Below are 19,536 nucleotides of genomic sequence, written 5' to 3' on the forward strand. Positions count from 1 at the left end.
TGGGAAGAAGAATCAGCTCTATTTTCTAGCTCATTAGAGAATATATCTGAAGCTTTTTACTTAGCTTGAAACTCAAATTAATTAACCTTTAAGGAAAAATCAAATGGGTTACGTTAAAGAAAAATTAACACCAGAAAATTGCATAAGAATACAAAATGATCTTGCTAACGAAACACCAAATAATTCTGAATTATGGCAAATACAAGAGCATAAGAAAGGGCCAAGACCTGATCGCCCAACGAATTACAATACCCCCCGCGGAGAGTTATCGACTGATGATTCTTGGGTAATAGATAAGGAGCGCAACTATTATGCAGCGCGCTTAACCTATGTTTTGGAACTTAGAACTATCGTGTTATTTCTTGATGGAGAAGTATATGTGCTTGAAACTGAAGATAAGAGTCGAGTTTTAAAACCTATCGAAATAGAAGATGTAGATAAGCGAAAGGTTGTTATAGCGGAAGCTAAAGCAGCAATACGAGTTCTATATCGGGGCCATTACTACTTCAAGGAGGATAAGTAATGAGTGACTTGAGCCAAAAAGTGATTGATGAAATTCAGCAGCGTATTGATGATGTGGTTAAAGGTGAGCCAGGGGCCGTGCCATTTACCATTGATCAGCTTCTAGTAAAACTCGAAGGCACTTCAGGTGGACTTTTGAATCCTTCGAGTTGGGGTAATCAACCATACCTACTTTACAGTGGAGCTACGCCTGATGGAACAAAAGCCTATGATATTGCCAAAGGAGTTAATGGACAATATGGAGGAGCGCCCAATGGCATTATGATTAGTGATAGCCATGTTGGAAGAGTAATGAACAGTGATGAGTTGGAAGAAGCAATTATCATGGCTGTCAAATACGAGATAACTAATGGAGCAGATCCTTTCATTGATTATTCCGATATGAGCATTGATCAACAGGTTGCTTACAGCAATCAATTCGATGCGGCCTATTACGGGACGGATACCGTCAATGGCTCACGCGTAAGTAATAACTCACTTTGGGATATCGCATCCCGTCGCTTTATCGAAGATGCTGATGGCAACTTTTCTCTTATCTTGCCCAAGACGCCAGACCCGGCAAGTGTCTTCTCTGTAACCGAACTAGATGCGTTGCTAAACAAATTCACAAAGGCCGGGCAGAGTTTTAATGTAGACGGTATTCCTATTGAAGAGTTTGCAAGCTTAGCTGCAGAAACCGGAAGCAATGCTGCGGTTTTGTCTAGTTTCGTATCGAACTCAATCACTATTAATGGTGGCTCTGGGTTGTTTGAAAGTACCAACGCGACTAACATTTTTTATCGTTCGGATATTCTTACAAAAGTGTCAAATGCCGCTACTCAAATTACCATAGAAAATGTTAATGGTGTAGATATCCCGATTATTTCGGGAGACCTCTCTATATTGAATGCTCAGCAAGCACAAAATTTGAAGAACTTCCTAGCTACTTCACCATCAGATATACAAGCTTTGGTGACATCAAATAAAGGCTTTTTGAGCGGAATTAATTGGACAAATGGCCTTAAAGCTATTGCTTTACCATTGACTGTGCTTGGTGTTGTGTTCACCGCGGAGGAAGCTGAGGCTGCCGCTGATAAGGGTGATATTGCGGGCGCTGTAGATGTCTGGGAAGATTGGTTAATCGAAACTGTTGGAGGTGAAGTTGCAGGAATAGCCGGAGGCGTTATTGCGGGTACGCTTGCAGCGTTAGTTGTAGGAACTAGCGCTCCTTTAGTTGTTGCTTCATTTGCAATTGGGGGCGCTGTTACCGGTGGTATTTTTGGGGCGAGTAGCGCATTAGCTTATTATAAAGACTTGGTCGGATCGACTGATTCAGAGGCTCGCGACTTGATCCGCAGTGTCGTTTCAGACTGGTTATTCGGTGATGCCACCACCCCAGAAGAGATCATTTCAAAAATCCCTGGCCCAGCAGAGCCACAATTAGAGTACGTTTCTCTGTCCCCTGAGTATGATACGACTGGTGAAGTTAGCCCAACACCAACCCTAACCTCAGAAGAATTCTCATTCTACGTAAATGATCTTGTAGCCGGAGCCAAGTCAAATATGGCATTCAGGCACGCGCTTAAAGAACTAAGCCCATTCGCTATTCTAAATGCTGATATTGATCAGCATAACACCAGCGGTGAACTGGATTTATATAACCCAGAAACGGGCACAGGAACCATGACAGAAGAGTGGATAAGTGCAAGATCATTAGCCTTACTATTCCGCAACATTCAAAATGATGGAGTGGACATTAATGGGCTCACTGATGACTCCTACGCCATTGTTATCCACCATGAAGACGGCGAATTAGAAATTATTACCACCACCGGTATTTTGGGTGGAGAACCCAAGGGTATCTATCTTGGCAATGATATGGATGAATCATTTGAAGGTGGCTCTAATGACGATTTGTTCTTTGGTGAAGATGGTTCAGATACGTTTGATGGAAAGGATGGCCATGACAAATTATATGGTGGAAAAGGGAATGATCATTTAACGGGTGGTAAAGGGGTTGATTATCTTGAAGGCGGTGAAGGAGACGACACCTATTACTACAATACCGGAGATGGCAATGACACGATTCGCGACACTCAGGGAAAGAATGAATTAAGGTTAAACGGCCAGAAGATCACCAAGCTCACACAAACAGACGACAAGGGGGAGTTGTATGAAGATGAGCAAAAAAACCATTACTATTTCTCTGAAGATGGCAAACTTTATATCACGTTAAAAGGTGATACTTCAGATGGCGTACTCGTTATTGAAGACTTTAGTAAGAGTCTAGCGGATGAGCGGTTCGGTATACGAATTGAAACGGGTGAGCCTATCCCGCCTGTGCTTAATGGGGCGTTTGATGTCGGTTTGGGGTTGCGCCCAGGTTCGAGCGAGGTGTTTCAACCTTTGTTTGAACACCGTACTGACTGGTTTGACCCTCAGAAAGGAATTATTTATGACGCTACCGTTGCCACTGAGTTATGGAATCAGTTAGAAGAAATCCCTCCACGCCAATACGGCAAGTTTATTGAAGGCGGGGACTTTGGGTTTCAGGGTGGAAATGGCAATGACATTCTAGTTGGCGGCGATAGCGCCAGAGTACACAAAAGTTCTCCTGAGTGGGCTGCTGCATATGCAGCTTTACCAGCGGAGATTAAGCAATATCTTGCAGACAATCCTGAGATTAACCAAATAGGTGGAGAAGATCATCTTTTTGGGCGAGCAGGTGATGATTTTATCAATGGTAAAAATGGTAACAATACATTATATGGAGGTATTGGTAACGACCAAATTTTTGGTGGAGGTGGAGTTGACTATATTGCCGGAAATTTTGGCATTGAAGCCAAATTAGTTTATGACGCAGGGGGTAAGTGGATAGGATTTAGTGACACAGAGTCTGCAATTACCAACTCTGACTATATGTATCCCTCTGAGACGGGGAATGGTAAAGATATCATTTTCAGTGGGGCTGGTGGCGACTATGTTTCGGGGGACCGAGACAATGACATGATTAGCACAGGCTCCGGGGCTGATTATGTAGGAGGTGGACATGGGGCTGATGTTATATATACAGGCAGTGAAGGCGATTTTGTTTATGCAGACTCAAAAATAGAGTTGGCGAGCCATCATTGGGTCGAAGATGATATAGCTTATTCGATGACGACTCCAATGGCGAATGCTATTGTTGCTACGGTTGCCGGGGAAACTTATAACGACAAGGTTTGGGGTGGCTCAGGTAATGACTGGATTCTCGGTGAGATCGGTGATGACACGATATATGGAGAGGACGGTGATGACCACTTATGGGGGGATCGACATACTGACGCCAGTGAGTGGCCTATAGCTAGATATTTTCGAGGAGAGTCCGTTGCAGATTTCTTCCGTGAGTTGCCAACAGAGCTACAGGGTAATGACCATCTTTATGGTGGTAAAGGTAATGATTATCTAGAAGGTGGTGGAGGTTCAGATACCTACTATTTTAACAGGGGGGATGGTGCGGATATTATCAATAACTATGACTCGTCTATTGGTAGCGTTGATATAATCCAGTTTGGGGAGGGAATAAAGGCCTCAGATGTAAGGGCATCGCTCTCTGATGGATCTCTAATACTGAGCGTCATAGGTACTGCTGATAGAATCGAGATTCCTTCGTATTTCTCTGCTGATGCAAGTGGAGACTCCATAATGGAGTTTATTAAGTTTGGTAATGGCGTAGTCTGGGCAGATACAGATATTAAATCGGAAATTACTCGAGGAACTGCAGGTAGCGAGACCATTCTTGGATTCGACACTGCGGACAATATTGATGGGGGAGGCGGCAATGATTCGATCTACGGCCTCGGTGGTGATGATACTATCACTGGCGGAAGCGGTTGGGATCATTTGTATGGCGGTGAAGGCTCAGATACATACTATTTTGGACTAGGGAGTAACACTGACGAGATACATAATAACGATATAGCAGTAGGTAAAACCGATAAGATAGTGTTTGGCGCTGGGATTGCGCCAACAGATATTGTGCTTGAGCTTCCTGGCGATACCTTGACAATGAGTGTAGGGGAAGGCAGTGCTGTCCCTTACATTAAAATACATGACTTTACTGCAAGTGCTGGCGCCGGTTCCTACCAAATTAATGAAGTGCGTTTTGAAGACTACCCAAGTGCTGTATGGGATACCGAGTCAATAATAGCGATGCTACTGAGTGCGTCCGATGCAGATGATACCATCTACGGAACCAACCGCAACGATCAGATTAATGGTCTCGCTGGTGCAGACAAAATTTACGGTAAAAATGGAGATGACCGCATTAATGGTGGTTCTGGTTATGACAGATTAGTTGGCGGAGCTGGTTCAGATACCTATGTGTTCGATAAAAATTTTAGCATTGATTATGTTTTTGAAAATGCGGAGGGGGCAGGGGATATTGATGTTATTGAATTTAGCGAAGGAATTTTAGAGTCGGATATTAGGGTTAGGATGACGAATGTTTCCACTTTGTATCTAGATGGGCTCTCAACGGTGGGGGGGGGAGTAGTTATCCCAGATTACTTTAGCGAGGACGACTCAAGCGGGTTTCAGATTGAAACAATACGTTTTGCTAGTGGTGCAGAATGGTCAATAGACAAAGTTAAGGAACTTGCACACAGGGGAACAGAGCTGGAAGATGTTATGTGGGCCTATAAGGCCGGTAGTACCTTGGACGGTAAGGGCGGGGGCGATACCCTGTATGGTGGTGAGGGGGATGATGTACTGATTGGAGGCAAGGGCAAAGACATTTTGTCCGGAGGGGCGGGATCCGATAAATATATTTTTAATCTAGGTGATTCTTTAGGGCTAGATGAGTGGGGCGCCAGAGATTGGATATATGATAGCGGAGGAACCGCTGATGATGTTAATACGTTAGAGTTTGGCCCTGGAATTAAAGTATCGGACGTTAGTTTTAAAGCTGCTGGATGGGATTTGAGGGTTTCGATCGGGTCATCTGATTATATTAGTATACAGCAGTTTCTGTTAGCTCCAGAGGATGAGATAGATCAATTTATATTTGACAATGGCGATGTGATCTCTGCGGCCGAAATTAAATCACTGGTCTCCCAAGCGAGCGATGGTAATGATGTTATCGCTGGTTCTAGTATTGATGAAACACTAGATGGTTTGGGTGGCGACGATGATGTTTATGGTAATGATGGAAATGATATTCTTTATGGCGGTCGAGGTGATGACTACCTAGATGGTGGTTGGGGCAATGATACGTTATACGGTGATTTTGGCGTAAGTTATGACTATTCGGCAGACCCTATAGCAACCGGTAACTATGGAAATCGCCTTAGTGGAGGAATCGGGCATGACATTTTGGTGGCTGGGTACCTTGGCGATAGAATGTATGGTGGTGACGGAAATGATGTTTATATAGGAGGGCAAGGCGCTGATGAAATGATGGATGACTCTGGTTCTGACCGTTATTTAGTTTCATCGGGGGGAGATCAAATTACTGACTTTAGTGGAGAAAACGATGTTATAGAATACTCGAATGGCATTAAGTCCTCAGATGTATCGGTGGGTCGAAACGTCAATAATCTTATCTTGGGTGCTGGAGCTTGGGGAACTACAGAGGTCAGCAGGCACTTTGATCGTAGCCAAGATATGCGTATAGAGCGAATTCAGTTTGCCGATGGCGTATACTGGAATTACTCTGATACAGAATATATGACCAATGTTGAAACAACCACACGACTAGATGTAGCTCATTTTAATAAGTTTAAAGGTCGCCCTGAGTCAACAGCTTTGTCGCTCTCTTTTAAAGAGTTGCTGGGCCTAGATGCTACTAAAGCCAATGATAGTGGTGAAATCATCACTTTTGGTGGAGCTGAACATGGCAACTTGCAAATTGATATGGTTGTTGGTCAACTCACATTTATTGCTGATCTCGGCTATAGCGGCCCTGCTCAATTTAGTTATCAAATAGACAATGGCGGCTTGATCGAAAGCCGGATATTGGAATTAGAACAAGTTATTGGTACTGCTGTTACTGTTAATGATCCGCCAGTAGTTGCTGGTGGGCTAGCTGATCAGGCAGTTTCGCAAGATTTAGGCTTTTCGTATAATATCCCAACCTCATCGTTTAGTGATGCAGATGGCGATATTCTTACTTATACCGCTACTTTATCGGACGGTTCAGAACTGCCTTCATGGCTGAATTTTGATGGACAGACATTCACCGGTACACCCAATAATGACGATGTTGGTGTTTTAGCTGTTCGTGTAATTGCTAGTGATGGACAGGCTAGTGCTAATACTACGTTCCAAATATCTGTTGAAAATATTAACGATGCACCTGTCGTTAATCAGGTATTACTCGATGCAACCGCTTCTGAAGGACAGTTGTTCAGCCTGACAATCCCTGAGAATAGCTTCAAAGATGTCGATGCTGGAGACAGTCTTAGATATACGGCAGCACTTTCAGATGGTTCGGAACTACCATCATGGTTAGATTTTGAAAGTTTCACTCGAACATTCAGTGGTACGCCTGGAAATGAGAATGTGGGTAACTTGAGCGTAATGGTGACAGCAACGGATACTTTTGGAGCTGCGGTCAGCGATACCTTTGAGCTGTCAGTTTCAAACACAAACGATGCACCTGTTGTTGCTTCTGGTTTGAATGACTTGACGGTAACAGAAGACTCGGTTGTTAATGTCTCTATGCCCGTTGATGCGTTTACTGATGCTGACGGCGATACTCTTACGTATACTGCTACTTTATCCGACGGTTCTCAGCTTCCTTCTTGGCTAAACTTTGATGCTCAGACATTTACCGGAATCCCTACTAACGACGAAGTAGGCATTTATAATATTACTGTAACAGCCAGTGATGGGGTTGATAGCACCACCACAACCTTTGAACTTACCGTAGATAACGTGAATGATGCGCCTAAAGTTAGCATTGCTCTTGCTGATGCAACCACGACTGAAGGAGCCGCTTTCTCGTTAACCATCCCTTCCGATAGCTTCATTGATATCGATGCGGGTGACAGTCTTACCTATAGCGCAATGCTTAGTGATGGTTCTGCTTTGCCAGGTTGGATCACCTTTGACCCTGCAACCCAAACCTTTTCGGGTACTCCTGGTGCTGCAGAGGTGGGCGTGTTGGATATTACCGTAACAGCGACTGATTTGGCCGGTGCAACAGCCAGTGACCAATTCACGGTAACGATTAATGAACAATCGGCCCCAACCACTAACCCTATTACTATTCAGGCAGAAGACGGCGTACTCAATAGCCATGCTGTTGCCACGAATAAAGCGGGTTATGAAGGTAGCGGGTTTGTTGATATGATCGGTGAAGGAGAAATTAGCTATAACGTGACCGCCACTGCTGGCAGTTATGGGTTGGATATTCGTTATGCGCTTGAAGCAGGTTCCAGACCTTTGCAGCTAGAAGTCAATGGCGCCGTAGTTGATACGTTAGACTTTAACACCACGGGCAGTTGGACAAACTGGCTTGACGAATCAATACAGGTCAACTTGGTGAATGGCGAAAACACTATCAAGCTCATTACTACAGGGGCGAGTGGCGCGAATATTGACCAGTTGACCCTCACCCCAATGGATGTTGTTGCTAATAGTGCACCAGCTGTTAATGGTGGCGTGGCAGATCAGGCGTCGACTCAAGATGCTGCCTTCTCATTTGCCATTCCTGCCTCATCATTCAGTGATGCCGATGGTGATGCACTGACGTATACCGCAACAGAAACCGGTAGCGGAGCACTGCCTGGCTGGTTAAGTTTTGATGGACAGACATTTACTGGAACCCCGACTAACGATGAAGTAGGTACTTATAATATCACTGTAACCGCCAGTGATGGGGTTGATAGCACCACCACAACCTTTGAGCTTACGGTTGATAATGTGAATGATGCGCCGGTAGCCAATATGGCTCTGGTTGATGCAACTACAGTAGAGGGAGCGCCTTTCTCATTAACTCTTCCTTCTGATAGCTTTACCGATATCGACGCGGGAGACAACCTCAGCTATAGCGCAACACTTGCTGATGGTTCTGCTCTACCCAGTTGGCTCTCTTTTGATCCGCAAACCCAAACGTTTACAGGGACACCGGGGACTGCGGAAGTCGGAACGCTTGACATTACTGTAACAGCCACTGATTTAGCTGGAGAAACAGCCAGCGACCAGTTTACGGTATGGGTAAACAGCCAACCCGAAGACAATTATGACTCAATGACTATTCAGGCCGAGGATGGTGAGCTTAACAGTCACGCGATAGCGACCAACAATGCAGGTTATGAAGGTAGTGGCTTTGTCGATATGATTGGTGAAGGGGAAATTAGCTACAACGTAACGGCTAACGCAGGGCTTTATGATTTGGATATTCGTTATGCGTTGCACTTTGGGGACAGGCCGCTGCAACTGGAGGTGAATGGCGTAACCGTGGATACTCTGGCTTTTGCCCCTACCGGAAGCTGGACTAACTGGGAAAATGAATCACTGCAAGTCACTCTGCTGGAAGGTGAAAACACTATTAAGTTAATCACCACAGGCTCCAGTGGTGCCAATATTGATCAGCTACAACTCAATTTTGCGGGTTATAACGACATAACGGGAAGTGATTCAGCTGAAACGCTAACCGGCACAAGTGCTCGTGACAAGTTACTGGGCTTGGCAGCCAATGATGTGCTCATCGGCGGTCAGGGAGATGACTTGTTGGATGGCGGCAGTGGCGACGACACCTACCTGTTCTCGGCGGGTGATGGGCGTGATGTTATTGCTCAAAACGATGCCACTGGCCAAGATGTATTACAGCTAATGGATGGTTTTGTAAAAGAAGACCTGTGGTTTAGTCGAGATGGGGATCGTTTGGTTATTGATGTGTTAGGTTCTGCTGACCAGATAGCCGTTAATGACTGGTTTGCGGGTGATCAACATCAGCTTGATCAAGTCAGTACTGCATCATCTCAGATTGATTCCGCAGGTATTGACCTGCTGGTTGATGCCATGGCTTCGTTTGGAGCGCCTGCCGGGGGAGAAATAACCCTCTCAGCTGAAGAGCGTGAACAGGCCAACACGTCAATTGCCGCTGCGTGGCAGGCTGTTTAATTAGCTAAAATGCAGTAGTTGTATAGGGGGCTGAAAGGCTCCCTAACTTTGGAATCTCTGTTATCTCGCTAAGAGTGGTTGTAAATAATAGTGGCTTGATCACCGTTTTTAACCAATAAACGCCTGCCAGTCTAATACTGCCTGCTTAAAGTCGTCTATCCCGCATTCGGCGTAAGACTCCTGATCGTATAGCTGGGTGTCTTCTGGTAGTTCTTCATCAATATCTATTTCAAGTGCCAGCGCAACCACTTCAGCCTGTTCGCCGTTCAGGCGCAACTGAAACTCTTTACCTTCGATGTGATGATGCATGATAACGCGGGACTCAAGCTGCTGGATAACATCAAGAAGTTCTGCAATCGCTTGTTTATCACGCCCGATTTCTTCTGTCAGCCAGAGGCCGAGGGCTTCATGGCCGACCGAAAACTGTGCGACAGGGTGGTACTGTTCATCAATAATAAAGTCGTAATCCATAAAGGCCTCTAATCGAGCTATCAGATTGGAGGCGCATTCTATCGTATTGATGCCGACAAAAGTATTAGGTCAGGCAGGAATGGCACTTACTTAAGCTTACTCTGATGCCCATTCTCCTTTACCCCCCTTTCGCTTTGCCACAATTGCAATCTCTAGCAAGACATCCATCGCATAGAACCATTTATGTAATTTAATAAGTTACTTCTTAAGTCAGTACAGTCCCGCTACGAGCCCTATATTGCTCATCTGCTTATGATAATTCATTATATCGGGCGCGGGGCACCCTCCTACCTCTTTGTAGCCACACATTTTACTAAGGTCCTTGGTTCGAGGGTGCCCTGTGCCCGATTCTATGCTCAGTAGAAAATTAGAAGACATTAGCAAGACATCCACTGTATAGAGCCATTTATTTAATAATCTGCATCTTAAGTAAGTGCCATTCAGGTCAGGCAGTGTTTGTGGTAACCGGTTTGGCTTTAGCTGGTGTTTGTTGATCTTTTGTATAAAACACCTCCCGAGTACCCATTAAATGGTCAAACCAAGGGCGAGTGATGCACCAATTGGCATGAGGGTTAGGCCCCATATGGTGATCATAGTGCCATGGGATGTTCTCTTTTGCCCATTCAGGGTTCTGATGGGACTTCTTGTGTTTGCTGTAATAATTCCACGCGGAGTAATAGAGCGTACCCACATAAAAAGGCGTGATGGGCAACAACGGGGTGACGATCACGCAACCGGCAATCAATGCCCAGGCCTCTTTCCCTTGTGCATGATTTCCCAATGGGAAACGGCTATAACTCGGGTCAATGTAATGATGTTTGCGGGCATTTTTATGGTGTTCAGATAAGTGAAAACGCCAGAAACTGTTCTTTTTTTTGCCCCAGCCATGTAGCACGTATTTATGCACCACCCACTCGGTCGCGTTGGCGGTTATTAGCCCTAATGGTATTCCCAGCATGGTTATCACCTTCTTATCTTGTTGGGTTATCGATATTGTTATCATAAGATGTGGTTAAGCAGAGGTATTGCCTTAACGAACAAATGATATTGTCAATTCGGGCAAGCGTTCGTTTTGTTTCTGGACTAGATTTAATAGTGAGTGAACCCTATAGGCTTCTATGAGTGTGATTGAGTTACCCGACGCAATGAAACAACCCCATGGTATTACGGCGGTTTACCTTAACCAGCTACTGGTTAATGTGGGCTCTGCGTTGCGTGAAGAGGTGGATAACGGTTTGCTTCAGCACTGCATGATTGATAATACGCGGCTGGAAAATGACCGTTATTATCGTGTGCCGTTTTTTAAAGTGAACTGTCTTTTAGAGACTATTTATAACCACCAGCAAAACCCACTGACGGCTATTAATGCAGTATTTAGATTGCGAGTAAAAAGCTTTCCGCTGATAGGGTATGCGGTTGCTGCAAGCAGCACGCTACAAGCAGCGATTGAACGTCTTGCCAAATTGGAAACGGTTGTGTGGGACGTAGGCAGTATTTGCCAACAGCAGAGAGGCGAATATGTTCGCCTGATCTGGAGACCCACCATACCCATATCACCACTGGTAGTAGAGATGGCCATCGCGGGTTGGGTTAGCATAGGGAAGCAGCTGTTCTCTTCACAAAAGAGACTCCATGAGGTGACGTTTAGCCACCGATGCCTTGGTAACAAAGATGACTACGCCGAGTTGTTTGATTGCCCGGTGACCTTTGGCGCAGATGAGAACAGTATTATCTTCCCGTGTGCCTGGTTAGATGAAACGCTCATCGACAGTGATGACTCATTGGCTGACTTAATGACAGCTCAGGCGACCTCGTTAATTGACGATTACGTACAAGCGCTTAATATCGAAAATGCGATTCGCTCAACGCTCCTCGACAGGTTGCCTGAGGAAATTCCTGATTTGGATCGAGTGGCACAGCTGCTGGAGATTCCTGTAAGAAAAATTCGTTATCTGCTCACTGAAAAAGGGCTGAGTTACCGGCAAATAGTGGATGATGTTCGTAAGGATGTCGCCAGCTATCTTTTATTGCAGGAAGGGCACTCTATTGGAGAGATTGCTGGTTTTTGCGGCTTTCTGGAGCAAAGCAGTTTCAATAGAGCCTTTAAACGTTGGTTTAATTGTGCGCCAACGGAGTACGCCGAGCAGCGCATCTCTATTTAATACGATCAACTTCAATATGGTCGACTTTGATAAGGGCGACTGGAATAGGGTCGACAATAGATTCGATGCGCTCGCTCGTAAGGTGCGAAAGAGATGGCTGCTCAAGCAGCCACTAGGTTATCAATAGATTGTTTTGCTGATGCAATCGCGGCATTTCTTATATCGTCACCCAGATTGAGCCCTTCAGCATAAATGACCTCAATATTAGTTAACCCCAGGAACTGCAAAAATGTTTTTACAAACGGGATTTGAGTATCGCTAGGTTGGTCTTTGTGAATACCGCCACGGGTTGTTACCAAATAGACTTTTTTATCGTCAAGTAAACCGACCGGGCCGGTATTGGTGTACTTAAAGGTGGTTCCTGCACGCGCGACATGGTCAAACCAGGCTTTTAGCATCGACGGAATGCCAAAATTATACATCGGTAGCCCTATGATTAGGGTGTCAGCCTCTTGTAGTTCACTGATAAGTTGGTCAGAAAAGTCGGCCATTTTATGCTGCGCTTCGCTACGGGTCTCCTCTGGCTCCATCAAAGACTGTAACCACATGCCATCAAGGTGAGGAACGGGCTGTTCAGCAAAGTTTCGGTGAATAACTCGGAGTGTCGGGTTAGCCGATTTTAACTGGCTAAGCAGTGCATCTGAGAGCTGGGTTGAAACCCCTTGTCCGGAAAAAATGCTCGTATCGAGTCGCAGTAACGTGTGCATAGTGAGGCTCCTATATCTGTCTCTGTTTGTATTAATGGAGTGCTTGGTTAAGTTGTCTCCAAGAATTAGGTTTATAATATATTAGTTAATTAGATGGTATATGTTGATATTTAGTCGATAATGATTTAAATATTAGATATAAAAGTTGAATGACCGGAGTCTAGAATGAGAGCACCCAGAATTTCCCTTGAGCAGTGGGCTGCATTTAAAGCCGTGGTTGATGAAGGGTCATTTGCCAAAGCTGCCGAGATATTGAACAAGAGTCAATCAAGTGTGAGTTACACAATTAGCAAAATGGAAGAGCTTCTGCCTACTCCGGTATTGGAACAGCAGGGCCGTAAGGCAGTGTTAACAGAAGCTGGGCGGGTTCTATATAGAAAAGCGACCAACCTGTTGAAAGAGGCGGATAATGTTGAGTTGTCTGCGCAGCTGTTGGCTAAAGGTTGGGAGCCTGAAGTGACGGTAGCGGTCGACCTTCTGGTAGACCTTGATCCGTTGATCAGGGCGTTGGCGGCCTTTTCAAAAGAGTCTTCTTCTACTCGCATTGTCGTGCTTGAAACGACACTATCGGGCACCGATGAAGCCCTGCTGGAGCGTCGGGCCGATATTGTTTTGTCACCTAAAGTCCCTCCCGGGTTTCTTGGCAAACCGATAGGGCAGGTTGAAATGCTGCCGGTCGCACATCCACATCACCCTCTGTTTTCACTAAAAGATGGCGTAACTGAACCAGAGCTGCGCCAGCACAGGCAAGTGGTCTTTAGAGATACCGGCATCAAACGGCAGCAAGATGCAGGTTGGTTAGGGGCCGAGCAACGCTGGACAGTCAGTAACAGTGCTACATCGATCAAAATTGTAAAGCGAGGGTTGGGGTTTGCTTTTATCCCCAGACATTTGATCGAAGAAGAACTTAAAACTGGCGAGTTAAAGCGTATCCCGTTGGTAATGGATGCGCGAAAGTCACTGCCGCTTTACCTGATTCTATCGGCCATGGAAAATGCCGGGCCTGCCTGTAAAGCGTTGGCAGCAAAAATAACAGAGCAATTTGTGAAAGAGTATCACGCGTAGCATTGCCACAATGGGCAAAACCGATGAGAAAAATCTGACACTATTATCAGTTTTATGACTGCAGAGATATTTTTGTTATCTCTGTAGCTACATTTCAAGCACTCACCTCACCTGAATACCAATCTAATATATCGTAGCTGTAACAATATTTTACATTTTGTTAGTGGTTAGTTACGTCTATCACACTGTTTCAGAGACCGAACAATAATAAAAAAAGTTCAAGGCACTAATCGGCCCCTTTTGGGGTTATCAACAATAAAACTCAAATAAAAATAATGATATACAGCAATGAAAGGATAAGACGATGAGAATAAAAAAAGCAGTCACAGGCCTTGTTGCAACAGCGGCTATCGCTGGCGCGGCATTGACGGTTCAGGCAGATACTTCAGGACAAACCAAACACCCCATTGTATTGGTTCACGGTCTTTCAGGGTTTGACAGTATTCTGGCTGACTATTTTTATGGTGTTAAAGGCGCGTTATCGAATGTCGGTGCAAATGCGGTATACACGCCTCAAGTGAGCGGGTATGAAAGCAACGAGGCGCGAGGCGAAGAGCTACTTGCCTATGTGGAAGATCTTGTCGCATCGACAGGGGCAACCAAAGTCAACCTGATTGGGCATTCCCAAGGCGGGCCAACGTCGCGTTATGTTGCCTCAGTGAGACCTGATCTGGTCGCATCAGTGACCTCGGTGGGCTCGCCTCACTTCGGCTCTGCTACTGCTGACTTGTTGAAAGACTCTCCACTTGAAGGGCCTGCGTTAGCGATTGGGAATGCGGTAGGCGCGCTGCTTGCGGCATTGTCTGGCGACACGTCGCAGCAGCAGAATGCGATGGGGTCTTTAGAATCGCTCAATACTGAAGGGGCGCTAGCGTTTAATCAGGATCACCCTCAAGGTTTGCGACAAGGTTCTTGTAAGTCAACACCGACATATAACGCGGGTTCGTGGTGGTGGCCTAACTGGGTTAAAGACTACTCGGTCAATGATGGACCGCACAAAGTGAATGGGGTTCGCTATTACTCCTGGAGTGGCACCTATAACCCATTGATTGACTATAACGTTTTTGATCTGGCAGACCCCTTTCTAGCGGTGACTGGCGTCCCCCATAGCGAAGCGAATGATGGCCTGGTAGGGCGTTGTTCATCGCATATGGGTAAAGTAATTCGAGATGACTATACCTTAAATCATGCCGATGAAATCAACGGCATGTTCGGGTTGCGTGGCTTGTTTACCAGTAGCCCAGTACCTATCTATGTTGAGCACGCTCGCCGCCTGAAGAGTGCCGGGCTATAAACAATAATAACCAAACCATAGACAGAGGGCGTGTTAACACGCCCTCTGTTTTAGCGTTCTAAAGACGACCTTTCCCGTTATGAAGATGAGCAACAGAGGTGTTTTGATGGTGTATCGTGGGTTGATTACCTTAATTATTGCCACTTTGGCATTGTTGGTCTCGTTCATTTTTTTGTATGGCCAGCCGTTTCAGAGCGAACCTGCCACAGACGATAAGAAGACGGAACACAGTGTTATAGACGAGCCCGCCACGCATGATCAATCAGCTGAGCAAGTCATTGACCCTGCCAAGCTGTCTGAGATGGTTAATAAAAGAGAAGAGTACTCGGGGGCTGATGAGCTGTTTTTTAAAACGTTGCCGTTATCGTTGAGGGGGACGCCGCGTCCTACCGCTCTTGGCGTTGACGAAGATGAAGAGCTGATTGCAGATCACAGGGTTAAAAACCTGTTTGAGTATTATTTGACGGCAATTGGTGAAGAGCCGCTGGATAGAATTATTACCCGAATACAGCATGACCTATCTGAACAGTTGGATGGCATTGCATTAGCGCAGGCAAATGACCTTCTTGAAGGTTATCTGCAATATAGAAACAATATGGCGGTGATTAAAAACCAGTTTGTTAATACCTATGGTAGCCAGACGTATGATCTGGACGTGGTTAAAGAGATGAAGCGGGTGCTCCGGGAGTCTCGATTTGGTTTTTTGCCAGAAGAGGCGGTTACTGGTTTTTTTGAGCAAGAAGATCAGTATGACGACTACATGATGGCGAAGGTCAGCATCTCCGCGAATAGCGCACTATCAGCCTCACAAAAAGATCTTCAACTTACCCAGTTAGACCAAAGCTCACCCCGCTGGATTATTGAATCAAGCCAGCGCGCCAACCTCGTTTCAAACGTTCGGGCGGAAGAAAAAGCGCTGAGAGCTGAAGGGGCCAGCGAAGAAGAGATATATGCGCTACGCGAGCGGTCGTATGGCGCAGAGGGGGCTGAAAACCTTCGTGCGCTAGACCAGCAAAGGGCGCAGTGGCGAGCGCTGGTTGCGTCTTATCGGGTTGACTTAAATAACATGATCGCCAGCGCAGGGGGCGCTTCAAATCTTGATGAAGCATCGCTTAACAGCCTCAGATCGCAGTACTTTGACGGCCCGCAACTGACGCGAATTAGAGCCATTGATAAAGTAGAGCTGGGCCTCTAGCCTGGCGTACTTCTTCCTCAGAGCCAACAACACTATCAAGTGCACTAAACCACCGATGTTGTGTGCTGTAGCCGCATAGTTGGATGCTCCCCATGGCCGCTCTCTGGCAACGGCCTATTGACTAAAGTCAAAGAGCGGCTGGATAGCTAATGTGATAGGCTAAGCTGCTTTCTTAAATGATCTTACGCGATGAATGCTTACGACGCGGCCATCTCAATGACCAGTTTGATGTGATTGAGTGGGCTTAAAAAGCCTATATTCGGCGTTGTAATCAAAATGTAGGAAAAGCACGTTAATACTCCTATACTTCAAGCTACAGTCTAGAGCCGTTTTTCAGTATACTATCGCCACGAAAATTACCGCTCTGTTGACAGAAGGGGGCCAAAAGCCGCCTTTTATTAATTTTTTGGTTATCCTACCGATAAAATTGGGGAAAATATGACAGTACAAAAATCAAAAATAATTTATACCAAAACCGACGAAGCACCTGCGTTGGCAACCTACTCTTTACTCCCAATCGTTAATAGATTCACTGCCGAAGCCGGCATTGACGTTGAAACAAGTGATATATCTTTGGCCGCACGGATACTGGCTGCATTCCCCGATAAATTAAGCGAAGACCAAAAAGTACCTGACGCTCTTAAAGAGCTGGGTGAGCTGACGGGCAGCCCTGATGCCAATATTATTAAATTGCCAAATATCAGTGCATCTATCCCGCAGCTCAAAGAGGCCATTGCCGAGCTTCAGGAACAAGGCTTTGATATTCCTGATTACCCTGAAGATGCGAAAACCGAAGAAGAAGCAGAGATTCAGGCTCGTTACTCCAAGGTGCTGGGAAGTGCGGTGAACCCTGTATTGCGCGAGGGTAACTCTGACCGACGCGCGCCAGCAGCAGTTAAACAGTATGCGCGCAATCATCCGCATTCAATGGGCAAGTGGAGCCAGGCGTCACGAACGCATGTTGCTCACATGCGCAAGGGTGATTTTTACCACAGCGATATTTCAACGGTGATGGAAAAAGCCGGTAACCTCAGAATAGAGCTGGTGGACAATGACGGAAATGTGAAGGTGCTTAAAGAGCGCGTGCCGGTGCTCGAAGGCGAAGTCATTGACAGTATGTTCATGAGCGCAAAAGCACTGCGTCAATTCCTTGAAGAGGAGATGGAAGGGGCAAGAAAAGCCAACCTGCTATTCTCGTTGCACGTTAAAGCAACCATGATGAAGGTCTCTCACCCGATTGTATTTGGCCATGCGGTGACCGTTTATTATAAAGATGCGTTTGAAAAGCATGCTGAGACGTTCAAGAAGCTTGGCGTAAACCCGAATAATGGTTTGGGCAATGTCTATGAGAAAATCGAAAGCCTTCCTTTCTCATTACGCCATGAAATTGATGATGATATTCGAGCCTGCTATGAAGAGCGCCCAGAAACCGCGATGGTTGACTCTGAAAAAGGTATCACCAACCTGCACGTGCCCAGTGACGTTATCGTTGATGCCTCAATGCCAGCGATGATTCGTGTAGGCGGTAAAATGTGGGGTACTGACGGTAAGCTTAAAGATACCAAAGCGGTGATTCCTGATAGCTGCTACGCCACTATTTACCAGGAAGTGATTAACTTCTGTAAGCACCATGATGCATTCGACCCAACGACTATGGGAACCGTCCAGAATGTAGGCTTGATGGCACAAAAAGCTGAAGAATACGGCTCGCATGATAAAACCTTTGAACTTCCATGTGATGGATCGGTTCGTGTGGTAGATGAAAGTGGCAAGGTACTGCTCCAGCACGATAACCTGGAGAAAGGTGACATCTGGCGTATGTGCCAAACCAAAGATGCGCCAATACAGGACTGGGTTAAGCTGGCGGTTACCCGCGCAAGGGCAACAGGTCTACCAGCCATTTTCTGGCTGGATAAATATCGTGGTCACGATGCCCAGATGATTAAGAAAGTTAAGACCTACCTGAAAGACCATGACACCGAAGGTCTTGATATCCGTATCATGACGCCAGATATTGCTATTCGCTACACCATGGAGCGCTTGAGACACGGTGAAGATACCATCTCTGTTACTGGTAACGTACTGCGTGACTATCTGACCGACCTGTTCCCGATTCTTGAGCTGGGCACGAGTGCGAAAATGCTCTCGATTGTTCCGTTGATGTCAGGTGGCGGTCTTTTTGAGACAGGCGCAGGTGGTTCTGCACCAAAGCATGTTCAGCAGTTTGTAGAAGAAGATCACCTGCGTTGGGATTCGCTAGGCGAGTTTCTTGCAATTGCTGTTTCGCTGGAAGACCTTGCAGGCAAGACGAATAACGCTAAAGCGAAAATACTGGCTGAAACGTTAGATAAAGCGACAGGTATGCTGTTGGAGAATAATAAGTCTCCATCACGGCGTGCAGGTGAACTCGACAACCGAGGAAGCCACTTTTATCTGGCTCTATACTGGGCTCAGGCGTTGGCAGAGCAGACAGATGACAAAGAACTGCAAGCATCTTTTGCCAAGCTAGCTAAAGAGCTTGAAGAGAAAGAGCAGAAAATTGTCGAAGAGCTAACGGTTAACCAAGGGCAGCATGTCGATTTAGGCGGCTACTACCACCCTGATCTTGAAAAAATAACCAAAGCAATGCGTCCAAGTGACACGTTAAATGCACTGCTAGACTCTAACGCATAATCTCTTATAGCGTTACAAAAAACCAAAGCCGGGAAACCGACTTTGGTTTTTTTTGGATCGAGCGCGGGGCATCTCGTACTTGGACTTGATCGGGCGCGGGGTACCCTCGTACTTGGGTTTGATCGGGCGCGGGGCACCCTCGTACTTGGGTTTGATCGGGCGCGGGGCACCCTCGTACTTGGGTTTGATCGGGCGCGGGGCACCCTCGTACTTGGATTTGATCGGGCGCGGGGCATCCTCGTACTTGGGTTTGATCGGGCGCGGGGCACCCTCGTACAAGATCGGGAATTTCGTCGGGCGCGGGGCATCTCGTACTTGGAATTGTTCGGGCGCGGGCACCCTCGTACTTGGACTTGATCG

General features: G+C 46.1%; 10 protein-coding genes. 7 read left to right on the plus strand and 3 right to left on the minus strand.

The window, feature by feature from the left end; genetic code table 11:
• Positions 1-103 precede the first annotated feature (103 nt).
• Positions 104-523: a hypothetical protein gene (locus MY523_RS00835; protein WP_250656917.1), complete on the plus strand. Its 420-nt coding sequence runs from the start codon at positions 104-106 to the stop codon at positions 521-523.
• Positions 523-9,609: a putative Ig domain-containing protein gene (locus MY523_RS00840; protein ID WP_275975283.1), complete on the plus strand. Its 9,087-nt coding sequence runs from the start codon at positions 523-525 to the stop codon at positions 9,607-9,609. The genes MY523_RS00835 and MY523_RS00840 overlap by 1 nt, the downstream gene beginning before the upstream one ends.
• A gap of 108 nt (positions 9,610-9,717) precedes the next feature.
• Here MY523_RS00840 and MY523_RS00845 read toward each other — a convergent pair whose 3' ends face one another.
• The gene (locus MY523_RS00845; RefSeq protein WP_250656918.1) at positions 9,718-10,080 is read right to left on the minus strand and encodes a YacL family protein; all 363 of its coding nucleotides are present in this window, start codon (positions 10,078-10,080) and stop codon (positions 9,718-9,720) included.
• 445 nt (positions 10,081-10,525) lie between these two features.
• Positions 10,526-11,038 carry a sterol desaturase family protein gene (locus MY523_RS00850; RefSeq protein WP_250656919.1) on the minus strand — a complete coding sequence of 171 codons (513 nt, stop codon included), beginning with the start codon at positions 11,036-11,038 and terminating at the stop codon, positions 10,526-10,528.
• Between the two features lie 166 nt (positions 11,039-11,204).
• On the opposite strand from MY523_RS00850, the gene MY523_RS00855 reads away from it, so the two are divergent.
• The gene (locus MY523_RS00855; protein WP_250656920.1) at positions 11,205-12,242 is read left to right on the plus strand and encodes an AraC family transcriptional regulator; all 1,038 of its coding nucleotides are present in this window, start codon (positions 11,205-11,207) and stop codon (positions 12,240-12,242) included.
• A gap of 101 nt (positions 12,243-12,343) precedes the next feature.
• On the opposite strand, the gene MY523_RS00860 is transcribed toward MY523_RS00855, so the two are convergent.
• The gene (locus MY523_RS00860; protein ID WP_250656921.1) at positions 12,344-12,949 is read right to left on the minus strand and encodes an FMN-dependent NADH-azoreductase; all 606 of its coding nucleotides are present in this window, start codon (positions 12,947-12,949) and stop codon (positions 12,344-12,346) included.
• A 165-nt stretch (positions 12,950-13,114) separates the two neighbouring features.
• Here MY523_RS00860 and MY523_RS00865 point away from each other — a divergent pair, with 165 nt between their 5' ends.
• The 4 genes from MY523_RS00865 (at position 13,115) to MY523_RS00880 (ending at position 19,176) form a co-directional block, all read left to right on the plus strand.
• Complete coding sequence (locus MY523_RS00865; RefSeq protein WP_250656922.1) at positions 13,115-14,014, plus strand: LysR family transcriptional regulator; 900 nt, start codon at positions 13,115-13,117, stop codon at positions 14,012-14,014.
• A 304-nt stretch (positions 14,015-14,318) separates the two neighbouring features.
• The gene (locus MY523_RS00870; protein WP_250656923.1) at positions 14,319-15,308 is read left to right on the plus strand and encodes an esterase/lipase family protein; all 990 of its coding nucleotides are present in this window, start codon (positions 14,319-14,321) and stop codon (positions 15,306-15,308) included.
• Positions 15,309-15,387: 79 nt separating this feature from the next.
• Positions 15,388-16,503, plus strand: a complete 1,116-nt coding sequence (locus MY523_RS00875) for a lipase secretion chaperone (RefSeq protein WP_250656924.1) — start codon at positions 15,388-15,390, stop codon at positions 16,501-16,503.
• Positions 16,504-16,941: 438 nt separating this feature from the next.
• On the plus strand, positions 16,942-19,176 hold the full coding sequence (locus MY523_RS00880; protein WP_250656925.1) for an NADP-dependent isocitrate dehydrogenase: 2,235 nt from the start codon (positions 16,942-16,944) through the stop codon (positions 19,174-19,176).
• The last annotated feature ends 360 nt before the right edge of the window (positions 19,177-19,536 follow it).

The sequence above is a fragment of the Alkalimarinus coralli genome, assembly GCF_023650515.1.
GTDB lineage: Bacteria > Pseudomonadota > Gammaproteobacteria > Pseudomonadales > Oleiphilaceae > Alkalimarinus > Alkalimarinus coralli.

Coding starts and splice junctions, on each gene's coding strand:
- MY523_RS00835 (WP_250656917.1), top strand. CDS start 104: ATGGGTTACGTTAAAGAAAAATTAACACCAGAAAATTGCATAAGAATA.
- MY523_RS00840 (WP_275975283.1), top strand. CDS start 523: ATGAGTGACTTGAGCCAAAAAGTGATTGATGAAATTCAGCAGCGTATT.
- MY523_RS00845 (WP_250656918.1), bottom strand. CDS start 10,080: ATGGATTACGACTTTATTATTGATGAACAGTACCACCCTGTCGCACAG.
- MY523_RS00850 (WP_250656919.1), bottom strand. CDS start 11,038: ATGCTGGGAATACCATTAGGGCTAATAACCGCCAACGCGACCGAGTGG.
- MY523_RS00860 (WP_250656921.1), bottom strand. CDS start 12,949: ATGCACACGTTACTGCGACTCGATACGAGCATTTTTTCCGGACAAGGG.
- MY523_RS00865 (WP_250656922.1), top strand. CDS start 13,115: ATGAGAGCACCCAGAATTTCCCTTGAGCAGTGGGCTGCATTTAAAGCC.
- MY523_RS00870 (WP_250656923.1), top strand. CDS start 14,319: ATGAGAATAAAAAAAGCAGTCACAGGCCTTGTTGCAACAGCGGCTATC.
- MY523_RS00875 (WP_250656924.1), top strand. CDS start 15,388: ATGAAGATGAGCAACAGAGGTGTTTTGATGGTGTATCGTGGGTTGATT.
- MY523_RS00880 (WP_250656925.1), top strand. CDS start 16,942: ATGACAGTACAAAAATCAAAAATAATTTATACCAAAACCGACGAAGCA.